Annotated in this window: 18 protein-coding genes and 1 pseudogene; 12 read left to right on the top strand and 7 right to left on the bottom strand. The window is 49.5% G+C overall.

Features of this window, described 5'->3' with window-relative positions; genetic code table 11:
• Positions 1-115 precede the first annotated feature (115 nt).
• The 6 genes from EKM89_RS02195 (at position 116) to EKM89_RS02170 (ending at position 4,955) form a co-directional block, all read left to right on the top strand.
• Positions 116-472, top strand: coding sequence for a cyclophilin-like fold protein (locus tag EKM89_RS02195; protein ID WP_125685525.1), 357 nt, complete (start codon positions 116-118; stop codon positions 470-472).
• Between the two features lie 2 nt (positions 473-474).
• Positions 475-1,131 carry an NAD(P)H-binding protein gene (locus tag EKM89_RS02190; protein ID WP_125685524.1) on the top strand — a complete coding sequence of 219 codons (657 nt, stop codon included), beginning with the start codon at positions 475-477 and terminating at the stop codon, positions 1,129-1,131.
• A 50-nt stretch (positions 1,132-1,181) separates the two neighbouring features.
• On the top strand, positions 1,182-1,763 hold the full coding sequence (locus EKM89_RS02185) for a TetR/AcrR family transcriptional regulator (RefSeq protein ID WP_125685523.1): 582 nt from the start codon (positions 1,182-1,184) through the stop codon (positions 1,761-1,763).
• A gap of 68 nt (positions 1,764-1,831) precedes the next feature.
• Positions 1,832-2,656, top strand: a complete 825-nt coding sequence (locus EKM89_RS02180; RefSeq protein WP_125685522.1) for an SDR family NAD(P)-dependent oxidoreductase — start codon at positions 1,832-1,834, stop codon at positions 2,654-2,656.
• Positions 2,657-3,368: 712 nt separating this feature from the next.
• Positions 3,369-3,845, top strand: coding sequence for a flavodoxin family protein (locus tag EKM89_RS02175; RefSeq protein WP_125685521.1), 477 nt, complete (start codon positions 3,369-3,371; stop codon positions 3,843-3,845).
• A gap of 66 nt (positions 3,846-3,911) precedes the next feature.
• Positions 3,912-4,955 carry a zinc-dependent alcohol dehydrogenase family protein gene (locus EKM89_RS02170; protein WP_125685520.1) on the top strand — a complete coding sequence of 348 codons (1,044 nt, stop codon included), beginning with the start codon at positions 3,912-3,914 and terminating at the stop codon, positions 4,953-4,955.
• Positions 4,956-5,197: 242 nt separating this feature from the next.
• On the opposite strand, the gene EKM89_RS02165 is transcribed toward EKM89_RS02170, so the two are convergent.
• Positions 5,198-5,788, bottom strand: a complete 591-nt coding sequence (locus tag EKM89_RS02165; protein WP_125685519.1) for an NAD(P)H-dependent oxidoreductase — start codon at positions 5,786-5,788, stop codon at positions 5,198-5,200.
• A gap of 101 nt (positions 5,789-5,889) precedes the next feature.
• On the opposite strand from EKM89_RS02165, the gene EKM89_RS02160 reads away from it, so the two are divergent.
• A complete protein-coding gene (locus EKM89_RS02160; protein WP_125685518.1) occupies positions 5,890-6,459 on the top strand; it encodes a Crp/Fnr family transcriptional regulator in 570 nt (189 codons plus the stop codon).
• A gap of 419 nt (positions 6,460-6,878) precedes the next feature.
• On the opposite strand, the gene EKM89_RS02150 is transcribed toward EKM89_RS02160, so the two are convergent.
• Both EKM89_RS02150 and EKM89_RS02145 read right to left on the bottom strand, forming a co-directional pair.
• Entirely contained in the window at positions 6,879-7,136 is a 258-nt protein-coding gene (locus tag EKM89_RS02150) for a Txe/YoeB family addiction module toxin (protein ID WP_125685516.1), read from the bottom strand.
• Positions 7,129-7,398 carry a type II toxin-antitoxin system Phd/YefM family antitoxin gene (locus EKM89_RS02145; protein ID WP_125685515.1) on the bottom strand — a complete coding sequence of 90 codons (270 nt, stop codon included), beginning with the start codon at positions 7,396-7,398 and terminating at the stop codon, positions 7,129-7,131. The genes EKM89_RS02150 and EKM89_RS02145 overlap by 8 nt, the downstream gene beginning before the upstream one ends.
• Before the next feature lie 183 nt (positions 7,399-7,581).
• Here EKM89_RS02145 and EKM89_RS02140 point away from each other — a divergent pair, with 183 nt between their 5' ends.
• From EKM89_RS02140 to EKM89_RS02130, 3 genes and pseudogenes are all read left to right on the top strand, one after another.
• Entirely contained in the window at positions 7,582-8,922 is a 1,341-nt protein-coding gene (locus tag EKM89_RS02140) for an MFS transporter (RefSeq protein WP_125685514.1), read from the top strand.
• A 79-nt stretch (positions 8,923-9,001) separates the two neighbouring features.
• Positions 9,002-9,613: pseudogene (locus EKM89_RS02135) on the top strand (NAD(P)H-binding protein); the annotation flags it as partial.
• 5 nt (positions 9,614-9,618) lie between these two features.
• Entirely contained in the window at positions 9,619-9,984 is a 366-nt protein-coding gene (locus EKM89_RS02130) for a nuclear transport factor 2 family protein (protein ID WP_125685512.1), read from the top strand.
• Between the two features lie 185 nt (positions 9,985-10,169).
• On the opposite strand, the gene EKM89_RS02125 is transcribed toward EKM89_RS02130, so the two are convergent.
• From EKM89_RS02125 to EKM89_RS02110, 4 genes are all read right to left on the bottom strand, one after another.
• Positions 10,170-11,303, bottom strand: a complete 1,134-nt coding sequence (locus tag EKM89_RS02125) for an MFS transporter (protein ID WP_164510483.1) — start codon at positions 11,301-11,303, stop codon at positions 10,170-10,172.
• Between the two features lie 302 nt (positions 11,304-11,605).
• Positions 11,606-12,013 (bottom strand): type II toxin-antitoxin system death-on-curing family toxin, encoded by a 408-nt coding sequence (locus EKM89_RS02120; RefSeq protein ID WP_125685510.1) that lies wholly within the window; start codon positions 12,011-12,013, stop codon positions 11,606-11,608.
• The gene (locus EKM89_RS02115; protein WP_125685509.1) at positions 12,013-12,264 is read right to left on the bottom strand and encodes an AbrB/MazE/SpoVT family DNA-binding domain-containing protein; all 252 of its coding nucleotides are present in this window, start codon (positions 12,262-12,264) and stop codon (positions 12,013-12,015) included. The genes EKM89_RS02120 and EKM89_RS02115 overlap by 1 nt, the downstream gene beginning before the upstream one ends.
• Before the next feature lie 268 nt (positions 12,265-12,532).
• Positions 12,533-14,188 (bottom strand): malolactic enzyme, encoded by a 1,656-nt coding sequence (locus EKM89_RS02110; protein WP_125685508.1) that lies wholly within the window; start codon positions 14,186-14,188, stop codon positions 12,533-12,535.
• 135 nt (positions 14,189-14,323) lie between these two features.
• On the opposite strand from EKM89_RS02110, the gene EKM89_RS02105 reads away from it, so the two are divergent.
• Both EKM89_RS02105 and EKM89_RS02100 read left to right on the top strand, forming a co-directional pair.
• A complete protein-coding gene (locus EKM89_RS02105; protein ID WP_125685507.1) occupies positions 14,324-15,208 on the top strand; it encodes a LysR family transcriptional regulator in 885 nt (294 codons plus the stop codon).
• An 81-nt stretch (positions 15,209-15,289) separates the two neighbouring features.
• Complete coding sequence (locus EKM89_RS02100; protein WP_225421795.1) at positions 15,290-15,469, top strand: hypothetical protein; 180 nt, start codon at positions 15,290-15,292, stop codon at positions 15,467-15,469.
• Positions 15,470-15,525: the final 56 nt, after the last annotated feature.

Raw genomic sequence — 15,525 nt, 5'->3', positions numbered from 1 at the left:
GCCGTTTTCACTAATTTAGCCGTGATAATTCCTACTGTCGCAAGCGTAACGCAAACATTTTGGCTTTCAACCTTTAGGTAGGGATACTAAATAAGATGAGGAGCGATTATAACAAATGACTAAATTAACGATTACGGTGGGTCAGCACCACTTAACAGCGACCCTGTTACCTAACGCAACGGTCGCAGCATTACGCGACCAGTTGCCACTGACATTACCAATGTTAAATCTATACCGTCGTGAACTGACATACCGATTTCCACAGGCCTTACCCGCCGAGGAGTTACAAACCAGTGGGTATGCGGTCGGCGACATTGCCTATTGGGCACCGCGTCACAGTTTTGTGATTTTTTATCAGCAAACGGGAGAAATTATTGGCGACCTCCAGAAGGTGGGCCACATTGAGGGGTCCCTCGACTTTTTACGCCAAGCGGGAAACCTGGATGTTGTCTTTGCGTTAGGGGATGAGTAGGCGTGACCAGAATTCTGATATTGGGTGCTAACGGTCGAATTGCTAAGTTGGTACGGCCACGCTTGCTGGCAGAAACGGCAGACCAGCTGACGTTGTATCTTCGCCACGCTGAACGGCTGCAACCAGGTGATACACAACGGGAAACCATTATAGACGGTAGCGTTGCTGACGGTGAAAAATTACGGCAAGCACTAGTGGGGCAAGATGTGGTGTACGCGAATTTAAACGGTGATGTCGCTAGTTTAGCGCGTATTTTGGTCCCGGCCATGTTGCAGGCACACGTCCAACGGTTGATCTGGGTGACCGGGTCGGGCCTGTATCACGAGACGCCGGAACCCTTTGGTAGCTGGGTGGAAGAGACAGTTGGCCATGCAGCGAAGGAAAATACGCGCCAAGCGGCTAAACTGATCGAGTCGTCAGAACTGGACTATACACTGATTCGCGCGGCCTTTATGACGGATGATCCCCAAGTAGATTATGAACTCACGCAAAAGGGCGAGCCGTTTCGGGGAACTATGGTTTCTCGAGCGAGCATTGCCGATTTAATTATGAAAATGGTGGCCAACCCAACGTGGGCTGAACGCGCGAGCTTAGGAATCGCCCAACCGGGAACCGAAAATGGATTGGCGCAAATCAAACGACGGCTGCGCGGCGAGTGAACAATTAAAAAAAAGTTGACTTTAAGTAATTAATCATTTAGTATAGGCGTATGAGGAAAATTGATGAGGCAAAAAAAGAACGAATCAAGCAAGCTGTCTTTGAGATTACCCGGGACGAAGGAATTGCGGCGTTATCGTTTGGAAAAATTGCCAAACTAGCGTGCGTCAGTTCGGGAACTCCCTACGTGTATTATCGGGACAAGACGGTGATGTTAAGTCAAATTTATTTAGATGTAAAAGTCTTATTTGACGAAGGATTACAGGCTGCCATCACTGCTGGAAAGACGCCACAAGACAAGTTGTTCAACGCAGCTAATCACTTTGCCAGTCAATTTCTGGAGCATCCACTGGAAGCAAATTATCTGAGTGCTGTGCGGAATAATCCGAAATTGATTACGCCAACGGCCATTCGGGAAGGTAACCGGCAAGCACAACCTCTGTACCGCTTGTTTCAAGAGCTGGTGGATGCCGGTGTGCTAATCACCAACAACCAGGAAACGGTAAGTGCCTTAGTGTTTGCGCCGTTTACCATGGTGCTTCAGGAACGTTTCGTTATGGATCAACCCGTATTGCTGAGTGAACTCCAGACAGTGATCCAATTGTCGTTACAAAGTGTACTTAAGAGTCGGTAAAGCGGTCCGACTTTTTATTTTTAGCCATTAATTAAATAAACATTTACTCAATAAAAGGAGATCTTCATATGACTAATCAAAACGTTATTCTAATCACCGGTGCTTCGAGTGGCATGGGCTACGCCGCAACTAAATTATTCGCGGAACGGGGCTGGCAAGTATTTGCTGGTGCCCGGCGCGTGGAGAAAATCCCCCAACTTACGAATGTCCGTGCACTCCCATTAGATGTGACGGATAGCGCATCTAATCAAAACTTTGTGACGACGGCGATTACGGAAGCCGGTCGGATCGACGTTCTGCTGAACAATGCGGGTTACGGTGAGTTTGGTCCCTTAGAGGAAGTTAGCATGGCTAATGTGCGAAAGCAGCTTGATACGAATCTTTTGGGAGCAGCCGAACTAGCACAATTCGTACTGCCAACGATGCGTGCACAGGGGAGTGGTCGTATTATTAATAATTCCTCAATCGGTGGGGACCTCTATTCGCCATTAGGTGGCTGGTATTACGTTGCGAAACATGCGCTAAATACTTGGTCAGATGTCCTGGACACTGAAATTCGACAGTTCGGATTGCGGTCCGTGGTCGTCGCACCCGGGGGAACGGAATCCTCTTGGGGTGAAATTGCACTGAAAAATGTCACCAAAAATCTCAAGGCGGACTCACCTTATCAGCCAATGGTAGATGGCACCATGCAATTAATGGACCGCTTGACAGAAAGTTCATCGGCGACAGCGCTGGATTTAGCAAAGGTCTTCTACCGGGCGGCGACGGATCGGTTACCACACCGCCGCTATTATTACTCTGTGGCGGATCGGATGATGAGTCACTTTGCGCGGGTCCACGCTGGTGCGTTCCATCAGGTCATGAATTTGGCAGTGAAGCATTTTATCTAAACATATAAATTTGAAGTTAAAGGTTGAAAGTTAAAAATCTCCGAATTGTCAAATCAAGTGCAAGACTGATCAGAATAATTATGGTCATGGCGTCAACGATTACGATGTAGGTTACGGGCGATTTAGCGAATTGACTGTTTGGCCTTTAGAAAGGTTTCAATTTGTCCGCGTTCTTCGGCAGAAAGTTGTTGGCAGCTAATAAGAATGTTGTCATTTGATTGGGTCATGGAGACACCTCTTTCTTTTTGGTTTCGACGCTTAAAAGTAGAGGTCCCCATGGCCTATTTGTTTACCCAAAATTACCTTACCGGGGGTTGCACTTCAATTTTAAATTCGGGAAATTCATTTAAATTCCAATTCGCTGCTGTTATATGAAATCGTTAGTGAAGATGAGATTATTTTGTTAGCTGAAGGTTGAAAGCCAAAATGTTTGCGTTACGCTTGCAGCAGTAAGAATTATCACGGCTAAATTAGTGAAAACAGCCGCACTCCGGATGCCAGGGATTCCGCTGGCTGTGGGGAACGCTTCCAGCCAAAGGACGGGCTTCCAGCTCGCCTGAAAGCCGCCAAAATCAGGCGTCTCCCAGGTCGTCACACGATATGCTTTAGACATAGAAAAGAAACCGTAAAGAAATTTCCCGAAAGTCCTTGCCTTCAACTAACTGTAACCCTGTATGCTAGAGGCAACAAATACAGCAAAGGGGATTTTTAGATGCCAACAAAAGTTTTGATCGCTACTTATTCGTGGTCCGGAACCACGGCGAAGATGGCAACAGCACTGCAACGGGTGACTGGCGCAACGCAGGTCACGTTGACCGTACCGGCGGGGACTTTTTCTAACGATATGTATGCGACCGCAGACGTGGTGAATCAGCAGTTAGCTAGTGGTCATTTACCGGAATTGACCAACGCGTTACCTGATTTCACGCAATTCGATGTGATTCTGGTTGGCGGCCCCGTGTGGTCGGCCAAGGTCGCTACCCCCGTTCGGCGCTTCTTGCGGCAGTTGACGACATACACCGGCACGGTGGCCCCATTTTACACGGATGCCGGGACGCCCGGGGACTACGAGGCCGATTTTTCTAGTCTTGTTCCGCGAGCAACCGTCGTGGCCGGTATTGGCATGACCGCCGGTGATTTAGCCGCGGCCGACCAAAAATTGACAACTTGGTGGGCGGATTTCAAATAGTCCTTGCCTTGAAGTGGACTTCAAGGGGTACACTGACCGTATCAATAACTATTGGAGGATGAATTTATGAAAACAGCAGTCTTCGTTGAACCGGGCAAAGTGGAAGCCCAAGATTTACCAAAACCCAGCGTTAAGAACCCAACCGACGCCGTTCTTAAAATCGTACGGGCCTGTGTCTGTGGGTCCGACTTGTGGTGGTATCGCGGTATCAACGATCGGCAAAAGAACACGCCGGTCGGTCACGAAGCCATCGGTATCGTCGAAAGTGTGGGTAGTGATGTAACCAACGTGAAACCGGGCGACTTTGTGATTGCGCCGTTTACCCACGGTTGTGGCCACTGTGCGGCTTGTCTAGCCGGCTTCGATGGCAACTGTGAAAATGCCCGTACCGACGACGAAATCGTAGGCTATCAAGGTGAATACTTACGGTTCAAGAACGCCGATTGGGCCTTGGTGAAGGTGCCAGGCCAACCTAGCGACTACTCTGACGCGCAATTGAATGACCTATTGACGTTGGCCGATGTCATGGCGACTGGCTACCACGCCGCCGCAACCGCCGAAGTCAAAGATGGCGACACGGTCGTGGTCATGGGCGATGGCGCCGTGGGTCTGTGCGGTGTGATTGCTGCCAAGCTCCGGGGCGCTAAGCGGATTATTGCCATGAGTCGACACGCTGACCGCCAAGCCTTAGCGACCGAATTTGGTGCGACCGATATTGTTGCCGAACGAAGCGATGAGGCGGTTAAGCATGTCATGGCGTTAACCGCTGGTGCCGGGGCCGACGCCGTGCTCGAATGCGTCGGTACGGAACAGTCCGTGGATACGGCCGTTAAAGTTGGTCGTGCGGGTGCCGTCGTTGGTCGGGTGGGTGTGCCACAAAAGGCAGAAATGAATACCAACAATTTATTCTGGAAGAACATTGGTCTGCGGGGCGGGATTGCTTCCGTGACGACCTACGACCGCGCCGTATTACTAGACGCCGTGTTGCAGGGTGACATCCACCCAGGTAAGGTGTTCACCAAGCGTTTCGACCTTGACCACGTGGCAGAAGCTTATGCCGCAATGGACAAGCGAGAAGCAATTAAGTCTTTACTGGTGATTAGTGACTAATGAAGTATTGCGAGAGTACGGATAAGAAATTAAATAATTATTAATAACAAAACAAGTGAGCCTGGGGTAACCCCCCCAGACTCCTTTGGTATGTCCGAATTTACATTGCTGAAACATGCGCCATAAGGCAACTGACTCCGCTTAAAACTGATACCCAAATAATCCAAGCCCGGGATTATTCGGGTATCAGCCTTAATGCTCGCCAGCTAATTGCCTTTTGTCCCACTCTCGCCTTTTTAGTCCTAAATTTTAAAATCTCGTAAAATTTGTTGCCGCTTTGCCAGCGACTGCTTCTCAACCTGAGCAACGTTATGCCATTTGAAATGCCACAGCCGGGTCTTCAGAAATGTTCCGCGAAACAGGAGTTTGGCCAGCGGGGCGCCGAACAATAGACGGTAGGCCAGGTTAGGCGTACTCATGGTCGTGATGACGTCGACTTTTGGCTGCTTGGTCAGCTTAGTCTGCATGGTATCGGCCTGATACAATTGGCCTTTGGCATAGACCTTATCGAGGAAGCCCTTGGTCATGGCCGGCATGACTTCCCACCAGACCGGAAACATGAAGATGATGCGGTCGGCCGCAAGCAGACGTTGCTGGTAGTCGGCGACTTGTGGGTCAATCGCTTGGCCGCGGCGCCAGTTGCTCAGGTCGCTTGCCGACATTACCGGATTAAAACCATCTGCATGTAAGTCGATCAGGTCGATGTCGTTATTTTCGTGACGTAGTTGGGTCATGACGCTTTGAAGTAAGGCCGCTAGAAAGGAACGGTGGTGGGGGACGTTGTTGCCGGCAGTTGCCGTATAGGGATGATCAAAAATAATGACAGTTTTCATAGTTAAGACCTCGTTTTTAGTTAATAAAGAGAGTATAAATGAGGTGTGAACACACGGCATTAACATATGTTAACGGGGTCAGTGAAAGGGGGAGCGGTCACATGGAAATACCAGCATACTTAGCACGGGAGTTTCCAGAAATCGGTGCACACTGGGCAGAACTACAGACGTTGTTTGTGGCAAAAAGCGTACCCGCCGGTACCACGCTACTCGCGGAAGGCGACGTGGCGACGGAAATATTTATCATCACGCAGGGGGCCTTGCGACTCTGGCACAACAGCGATGGTAAGGATATTACGCTGCAATTTTTCTTTGAGAATCAACTGGTCTCTTCCTTTGAAAGTTTCTATCTGGGACAGCCAAGTGGTTTCTCGATTGAAAGTTTTGAAGACACGCGGGTGTTGATGCTAAGCAGGACTGATGCCGATCGGATTCAGCGGAAATATCCGACAATCGAACCTGCCATCACACGGTTTGTCTGTGAACGGTTCATTGCTTATCGCAACATTTTCTTTGACCAGCTCCAGTATTCCCCGGTGGAGCGCTACCAGCAGTTGGCGGCCGATGCCCCGGAAATTTTGGCACGCGTGCCGCTACATCTTGTGGCGTCTTACTTGGGGATGACGCCGGTATCGTTGAGTCGGATTCGGACACGGTTGAAGGGAAACTAGTAGAAAATGATGTCATAAAAAGACGTTGCTTAAATTTACCTTGATAGCTAAGGCAAATCTAAGCAGCGTCTTTTTAATTCAGTTCGTGTGCCTTAAATTCACCCCGAGAAAATTGTTGTTCACTACGTCTAATCTGAGCCATCAGATAGGTATTTGCAGAAATTTCTGGGGTCTCAGCCAATGTATCGTACTTGGCGACAGACAGGACAACCACATTGTTTTTAGCACCGAGGAACAGTGATAATCCATTACGGTTCGATTTGGCCACAATTGATTTGTGAAATAATGGATTGTGTTTTTCGTTATTCCTATTTGATATCAAGAACAATTAAATGAGTTATAAAATTATAATGGTATTCAAAATATGCTGATTAGATTTTCCTTGATGTCAAGGTGAATCTATCAGCATATTTTAGGAGTTAGTCGTGAGATCTGACAGCGTAAATATAAATGGTGTTTTCTTCAATCCGACAAATAATTCGGTGCTCACTATTGATTCGGCGAGACCATTTACCAATGAGTTCAAACTTGAGTGGTTCGGGCTTACCAATACCTGTAAATGGGTGCCAATCAATGTCGGCGATAATCCGATTAATTCTTTTGAGTATTTGTTTATCACCCGTAGAGTGCCAGTACATATAATCGGTCCAAGCGTCATCGGACCAGCTTTTAAACATCTTCGTCTTCGCCAAGCAAGTTGTGTTGTGTGAATGTTCCCTGGGAGAATTGTTGGTCACCACGTTTAATTTTACCCATTAGATAAGAATTAGAGGTAATTTTTGCAGTTTCAACTAATGAGTCATATTCATCAACGGATAGGACAACGACATCATTTTTGGCGTCTTTGGTTGTAACGATAAAAGGTTCGGAATCTTCGTTAATAGTCTGTAAATATGATTTTAAATTTTGACGGAAGTTCGAGTAATTTACGGCTTGCATGGTAATCCCCTCCTATTGTACATGAAGTTGTACAATGATTTGGGGGCTGTTACAACTGGAACGTCTTCTCAAATCCCCCCCGATTGACCCCCCAAATAAAAAAATTTCAAATTTCCCCTTGCCTTGAAGTTCAGATGAAGGTCTAAACTTCGAATCATTCATTTAAAGACGAGGAGAAAAAATATGGCAAAGCAAAAACGATTTGATTGGATTCTATTGGTCATCTTAATGAGTTATTTCATGATTCTTCTGGACAATTCGATCATCTTCACGGGGACGGTCAAGATTGCACAGGACTTAAACTTAAATCAGGCGACACTGTCCTGGGTCAGTAGCGCGTACTCGCTGACATTTGGCGGGTTCCTTCTACTGGGTGGTCGCGCCGGGGACCTCTTTGGTCGGCGCCGGGTCTTTCAACTGGGGCTGATTATCTTCGGAATTGGCTCATTGCTGGTCGGTCTGGCCGTCAACGCACCCATGATCATTGCATCGCGGGCCTTTCAAGGTATCGGCTCGGCCATTCTCGCGCCCACCACGCTGGCCATCTTGATGGACACGTATGCGGGGGCCGAACGGACCAAAGCCATTGCTTACTACGGGGCCATGGCTGGTATCGGTGCCAGTGTCAGTCTGGTTATCGGCGGCATCTTTGCCAGCCTGTTAACGTGGCGGGTCGGTTTCTTCATGAACGTACCGATCAGTATCTGGATGTTCTATTTAGCCGTTAAGCATTTAAGCAAGGATACCGGCCGGTCCGGCAAATTGGATTGGGTAGGAACCGTTAGCTCTTTAATTGGGATGAGTGCGTTGGTCTACAGCATCATTGGTGACTGGGCACAACTACCTGTCTTCCTACTGGCAGTCATTTTCCTGGCCATCTTCATTTTCCAAGAACAGCGTAGCCATCAACCTATCATGCCATTACGGTTGTTCACTGACCGCGAACGCATCGGGGCCTACGTTGGCCGTTTTCTCTACCTGGGTGCGATGATGGGATTCTGGTTCATCACGCCGCAGTTGATGCAGAATCAACTCGGCTTTAGCGCCCTCATGGCCGGCATCGCCTTCTTCCCACTGACCATTGTAAACTTCATTATTGCCTTACAAGTTGCCCGTTTGACTGCTAAATGGGGCAACGGCGGCTTGCTGGTCACAGGAATCGCGCTGACGACCGCGGGCATGCTTTGGCTGAGTTTCTTTACGCCTGCCATTGGGTACTGGTGGGGAATCGCTGCACCCATGGTCGTCATTGGTATCGGCCAAGGTTTCTCGTTGAGTCCCTTCACGGCGGCTGGAGTCGCGCATACTCAGGGGGCCGACGCCGGGGCCGCTTCTGGGATCGTCAACGTCATGCATCAACTGGGTGGCTCGGTCGGTCTGTCGATTCTGGTCACAACGCAGGGGCTATTTGGGGGTCAGGTCAGCGGCTTCCAACACGCCATTTTAGTTGGCGCGGGCCTGTTGTTCCTGGCCTTGTTGGCGGCTATCTTCTTGATTGTTCCGGGAGAACGGCAAAAAAATTAATTTAATTTGGAAATAAGCCTTGCCTTGAAGTAACTGCAAGGCATTACACTAAGATTATTCAAAAACGAACTGGAGGAATTTAATCATGACAAACGTCTTAATCATTGGGGCAACTGGATCTGTAGGTAGCGTTACTCGGAAATATTTCTTAGATAACACGGCCGATCAACTGACTCTGATGGCCCGCAGCACGGCTCGCTTAGGTAACTTAAACGCCGACCGCGAACGCGCTATTGCCGGTAGTGTGACCGACACCGCAACGTTGAAGACGGCATTGACTGGTCAAGATGTGGTCTTTGCGGCCTTGAGTGGCAACCTAGCTGGCATGGCTAAGGAGTTGGTCGCAGCCATGGCCGATGCCGGCGTAAAGCGCCTACTGTTCATTGCTTCCATGGGTATTTACAACGAGATTCCAGCCAGTCTGGGTGCTAGCGGTAACCTGCAAAGTAACCCGATGTTGCGCGGTTACCGGGCAGCGGCAGATGTGATCGAAGCCTCTGATCTGAACTATACGGTCATTCGTCCTGGCTGGTTCGACAGTGGTGACGACACCGATTACGAAGTGACCAAGAAGGGCGAACCCTTTGGCGGTCATGACGTTTCTCGCAAGAGCATTGCCGACTTGGTGGTGCGCCTAGCCCATGATGAAACGTTGGGGTCCCGCGATAGCTTAGGTATTAACCGGAAGTGAAACTGATGATGAATGACGAAATTTTAAACCTATACCGCGACTATAACGACGCAATGGCAACCGACGACACGGTTGCGCTGGACCGTTTACTGGCACCGCATTTTACGCTGACGCACATGACGGGAGAAGTCCAGCCACGGGCGGAATGGTTGCGAGAATTGCGGTTAGGCACGATGCACTACTTCTCCTCGGTCGAGGACCACGTTGAGATGACGGCCACGGATGCTGGGTGGCGCGTGGTGGGGCAGAACCGAGTGACTGCTAGCATTCGCGGTGGTAGTAAATATACTTGGCCACTGAACACGGTCATGATCGTTGAACAAAGCGCTGGTCGCTGGCAGATCATGAGTGCCGTGGTGACGACGTACTAAAACGAGCCGGGGGATAAAACCCCAGGCCCGTTTTTTGTTCAAGTTGATATGGTCGAAGCGGGTGCTAAAAGGTAATCGATTCCATTTAAATCTATTCACCAAACAATCCGCAATCAGGCTTATTCGGTGAGTATGAGTAGCCTTAAGACTGGCTGACCGTCCTTTGTTACGCTCCGTTCTCTTGATTAGTGGCGAGCCAGTCGTAGTCCCATCACAAAAGTGAGCAGGACTAGGCCAGCTAAAACTAGACTGACCGGGAGCCAACTTCCCCAACTGTCATGTAATCGTCCCAGCAGGACCGGTCCCACTGCCGCCAGCAGATAACCCAGTGATTGGGCAACGGCAGAGCGATTGGCGATAAGCGTGACGTGGGCGCTACTGGTCGCAATTAGATTAAGTGCGAGGGTGAAAATCAAAGATGACGTGAACCCCAGTAGAATAGCGGCCAGCCACCAACCCGCCCCGGACCCAAGCAGGCTGATGCCGCCTAAAGCGTACCCACCGAGCAATCCCCAGAGAAGGCGGCGCTGGTTGGTCAGTAGGTTTAAGACCAGTGCGGCGGGAATGCCGACCAGTTGGAAGACGGCCAGTAAATTCCCAGCTAAAGTGGTTGAGGCACCCAATGCGCGAAAAATAGTGGGCAGCCAAGCGGTCAAACTGTAGAAAATCAGGGATTGTAGACCCATAAATAGTGTCAGTCGCCGGGCATAAGCGTCGTGACGCAGCGTTGCCCAGAGACTGGATTGCTGGGTCGAATTTGAAGCGACCGGGCGCGGAAAGCTTTGCCGGGGCAGACGCGCTAGAACGAGTAGGGCTAAGCCAGCCGGTAAGGCAAAGCTACGGAGAACCAGTTGCCAGCCCCAGCTTGCCGCTAATGGAATGGCAACGGCGGTGCCCAGTGCGGCAACGACGTTCATGGTGACGGCGTAGGCACTCGTCAGTCGAGTGACGGCAGTCGTGGTCGTTTGGGCGATCATGGTGGGGATGAGGACGTTGAGCACGGCGATGGCGAGGCCAATCAGAACCGTGCCGGCCAGTAGAGTTGCCGTTGTGGCCGGACGCAACAGGGTTGCGACCAGTAAGAGGCCGTTGGTACCCCAGAGTAAGGGAACGATGCCGAACGTCCGAATCAGCCGCGGTGTGAGGATGGCGCCGATTGCAAAGCAAATCAAGGGCAGGGTGACCAGTAACGCCGTGAAAGTACTCGCCACGTGTAGCGACTGCTGAATGGCTGAAAATAGCGGGGTAACGGCGGTTACGGCTAAACGTAAATTCATTGCGGTAATGAGGATGACGAGAATTTTAATATTTTTGAACATAAAAAGAACACTCCTTAGGCTATTCCAGCCTAGTAGAAGTGCTCTAACTAGTAACATGACGGGTGAGAACCCGCTTTCGGAAGTTTTATTGTCGTTAAGTATACCGGAAAAAATGGGAAAAAGGAAGCGTCGGCTATGAAAAGATGGCACTAGCCATAAAACGGCTACCAAGGATTCTGTGTGCTGTGGGGAACACCGTCAGCCCCTATTTACCGGCTGGTAAGGCGATGGTTGGGCTGAGGCGGCCTGATTTTAGTCTCAGTATCGGTGTCACAATAGACAGCATAGACGTTTTAAGGCCTTCAATCTTTGGATTTGGCATTCAAAGTTAAGTGGGACTTAATAGTTTGGTAAACCGTGTTGTAATCCAACTTACGATCTTCTAATTGCGCAACCTCGAGAGCAAATTGTGCTAATTCTGTATCAGTAAAAGTCAGCCAATGGCCATTTAAGTCGGCCATCGTCCAGAGGGCGGCGATAGCACTCCGCTTGTTGCCATCAGCAAAAGGATGCAGATTGATAATTTTGATGAAGACGATCCCTAGTTTGCTCTCCAAGTTAGGATAAGCTTCAGTTTGAAAGAAAGCCTGCTTTGGAAGCTGCGCAATTGATGCCAGTCCAGCCGCGTTTCGGATGGTCGTGGCTTGATGAGAAGACAATAACACACTAGTATTTAAAGCAATCAATTCTTCAGCGGACAGGTAGCGCATTATTCGTCACTCTTTCGCAAAATTTCCAGGGCACCGTGATATTCTTTAAGCCCTTTTTCCATACTAGCAATGAATGCGGGATCAAGACTTGCTTTTTTGGTAACGGAGAAGCCATTGGGTGCCGGGTGAATCTCAACTTCGGAGCCGTTTGTGAGATTTAACTGCTTCGCCATTTCAGCTGGAATTGTGATGCCGATGGAACCGTCGACAGTGATCACCTTACGAGAAATAGACTGTTTTTTTTCTTGCATGTAACTCGCCTCCCTAACAAAAATAGACGTTTAGAACATTATAATATTACAATGTCCAATTAACCAATCTAACGCTCGGAAAAGAGAGTGGGATAAAAGGCGATTAGCTGGCGAGTATTAAGGCGGATAATCAAATAATCCCGGATTTGGATTACTTGATTATCAGTTAAGCGGAGTCAGCTGTCGTTTGTCCCACGTCTCAGCAATGTAAAGTCGGAGATACTAAAAGAGTCTGGGGTTTTATCCCAGGCTCTAAATTGAAGCAGATTTAGTTCAACGCTAGACTAGCCGGTAAGTCCTGGTAACTCGGCGTCCATTTCATAGCGGCAACGGCTTGCTTGGCATCAGTAATCGGTTCCTTGTTTAACTGTTGATCGACAACACTTTGGGCAACGATTTCAGCCAGCTTTTGGGAGAAAGCGGTCAACTGCGCAACGGGTGGTAAAACGGCAGCACCGGGTTGTGTCGTGTCAACGATGCCCCCCAAAGCGTGGCAGGCAGCGGAAAGTGTTTCCCCGTTTAAGACCTTCGCCTTAGAAGCAATCAGCCCGAAGCCTAAGCCGGGGTACATTAAGGCGTTGTTGCCTTGGCCAATGTGGTAGGTCGTGCCCTGGTAGGTAACGTCTGAAGCAGGAATACCAGTAGCGATTAAGGCCTTGCCGTCGGTCCACTTGATGAGGTCCTCGGCAGTAGCCTCGGCCAGCTTGGTCGGGTTGGACAGTGGGAAAATAATTGGTCGGTCCGTGTGAGTAGCCATGTCCTTGACGATGTCTTCAGTAAAAGTGCCGGGCTGCGTGGAGGTCCCAATCAAAACGGTCGGGTGCACGGTCTTGACCACGGCGGCTAGAGTCGTCAGGTCATCGGCATTGGAAAATTCACTTCGATCGCGGGTAAAGTCTTTTTGCGCAGCGGTCAAGTCGGGCGAGTCGTTGAACAATAGTCCCTGCTTATCGACGGCGTAGAAGTGTTGGCGCGCTTCATCTTCGGATAGGCCGGCACGTTTGAGTTCGTCTAAAATCTGGTTGGCAATGCCCATGCCAGCGGTTCCGGCACCGAACGTCACAAACTTCTGATCCTTGATGCTTTCCTTAGAGATGTTAAGGGCCCCTAGGATTCCGGCCAAAACGACCATTCCGGTGCCTTGAATATCATCGTTAAACGTGGCGATTTGATCCTTGTACTTGTCGAGAATGACCTGAGCGTTGGAGCGCCCGAAGTCCTCCCAGTGCAGGAGTGATTCTGGAAACAGCTTCTGTTCTGCGGTTACAAATTGGTCGATGACATCATAGTAGCGGTCACCAGTGAGGCGTTGGTGATGATTGCCCAAGTAAAGCGGATCATCTAGGAGGGTTTGGTTGTTGGTGCCGGCGTCAATGCTGACAGGAAGCACCTGTGCTGGGTCGATGCCAGCAGCGGCGGTGTAGACCATCAATTTACCAACGGCGATATCGACACCGTTAACGCCCCAATCGCCGATGCCTAAGATACCCTCGGCGTCGGTCACCACGACCAGTCGAATGTCGCGGCCATCAGCGGCGTTCTTGAGAGCTGCTTCGATGTTGTCGGGGTCGTCGACGGAAATGAAGGCAGCGTTTTGCGGATCAGTGAAGAGATGGCTGTATTGTTCAATAGAGTCGGCCACCGTGGGATCGTACACAATCGGCATGAATTCGACCACGTGCGCGTCCATCAACCGGAAGAAAAGTGTTCGGTTTTCGTTGAAGAGGGTCATGAGGAAAAGTCGCTTTTCGAGGTTACTAGGTTTGCTCTGGAACTGATCATAAGCTTGTGTGGCCTGTTCGGCTAACGTTTGGACGTGGCTGGGAAGGGTACCGACTAGGCCTAATGCTTCACGTTCGGCCAGGGTAAAGGCTGTGCCCTTGTTTAAAAATGGATTATTTAAGATGGAATTAGCTGATGTCAAATTGAATTCCTCCGCTCATTTAATTACTTTACAGGTAGTACTATAGTTGTCGAAATATGTTATAGTCAAATGTGACGGCGACTATAAAAAATATTTATAGTATCCCAAAAAAGACTGGTTTACGGGGGATTTGAAATGAACATAAATGACCTGGACTATTTCAACCAATTAATTAAGCGAAAAAACTTTTCCAAGGTGGCGGCAGATTTTAACGTGACCCAGCCCACGATTACCATGGCCATTAAGCGACTGGAACGCGAATTTAACGCGACACTTTTTCTACGTGACCGGGTACATAACGAGCTGATCGTTACGCCGAGTGGGGAACAACTGGCCGTGCACGCGCAGACTATTTTAAACGAATTGCAGGTAGCACATCGGGAGCTGAGTCACCTGGCGGATCAGCACATGGTGTTAGGCTTGCCGCCGATTATTGAGACTTATTATTTCCCCAAGGTCGCCGCACAACTCCAGCAGCAGGGAATTCTGGAAAATATTCAGACATTGGCGGGCGGTTCGGTCTGGTTGCGCAATGCATTGCGCGACGGACAAGCGGATGTTGCGTTACTGGGGTCCACGGAGCCGCTGGCTTACCGGACGCTGGTCGCTGAAGAGTTTGACCGGCAGCCATTTAATATTTTCGTGTCGGCCCAGCATCCGTTAGCGGCTCGCAAACGAATCTATTTCAGCGAGCTCAAACGGGAGAAATTTGTGCTATTTAATAGTAGCTTTGTCCATAACACGGCTTTTAATAAGTTGACGCGCCGCAACCATTTCCGTCCGGATGTAGTCTTTCAAGCGGCTGATACCCACGTTATCATGAACCTCGTTGCTGAAAATGTGGGTGTGACTTTCTTGACGGGCATCGTGGACCAGCACCGCAACGACGTGGTCCGACTGGAACTACTAGATGATGAGCAGCCAACATTTATCTCAAGTATCGTGACCCGGACATCGCACGTCTTGACGCCCATGCAGCAGCGGGTGATTCAAGTGTTGCAGGGGACGCTGGAAGAGTGAGGCTGTGGTTATAAGGTGAGCTGAAGGCTGATATTCCATGAAGCAGCATGTCTGCCACTATACTTGAAGGAATCAGTTGATTTGGTATTTTCTTCAAGTATGCTGGAGGAAAAAGTAGAATTTGAGATGACCAGCATGGTCGTTCGCCAACTTTACTTAAATCGGTTGAAAAAATATCAGGATACAGAAGTCGTCAAGGTGATTACGGGTGTCCGTCGGTTGCCAGAAATTCCGCTCGCTGTGGGGAAGCGCCGACCCTGAATGGTCTACTGTAACGACCGCCGAGGTGAAGAGAACACAAGATTACCTAGCGTGCA

The sequence above is a fragment of the Levilactobacillus fujinensis genome (assembly GCF_003946335.1).
Lineage (GTDB): Bacteria > Bacillota > Bacilli > Lactobacillales > Lactobacillaceae > Levilactobacillus > Levilactobacillus fujinensis.
The sequence above is the reverse complement of the archived record's forward strand: the minus strand, read 5'-3'. Positions and strand labels throughout refer to the sequence as shown.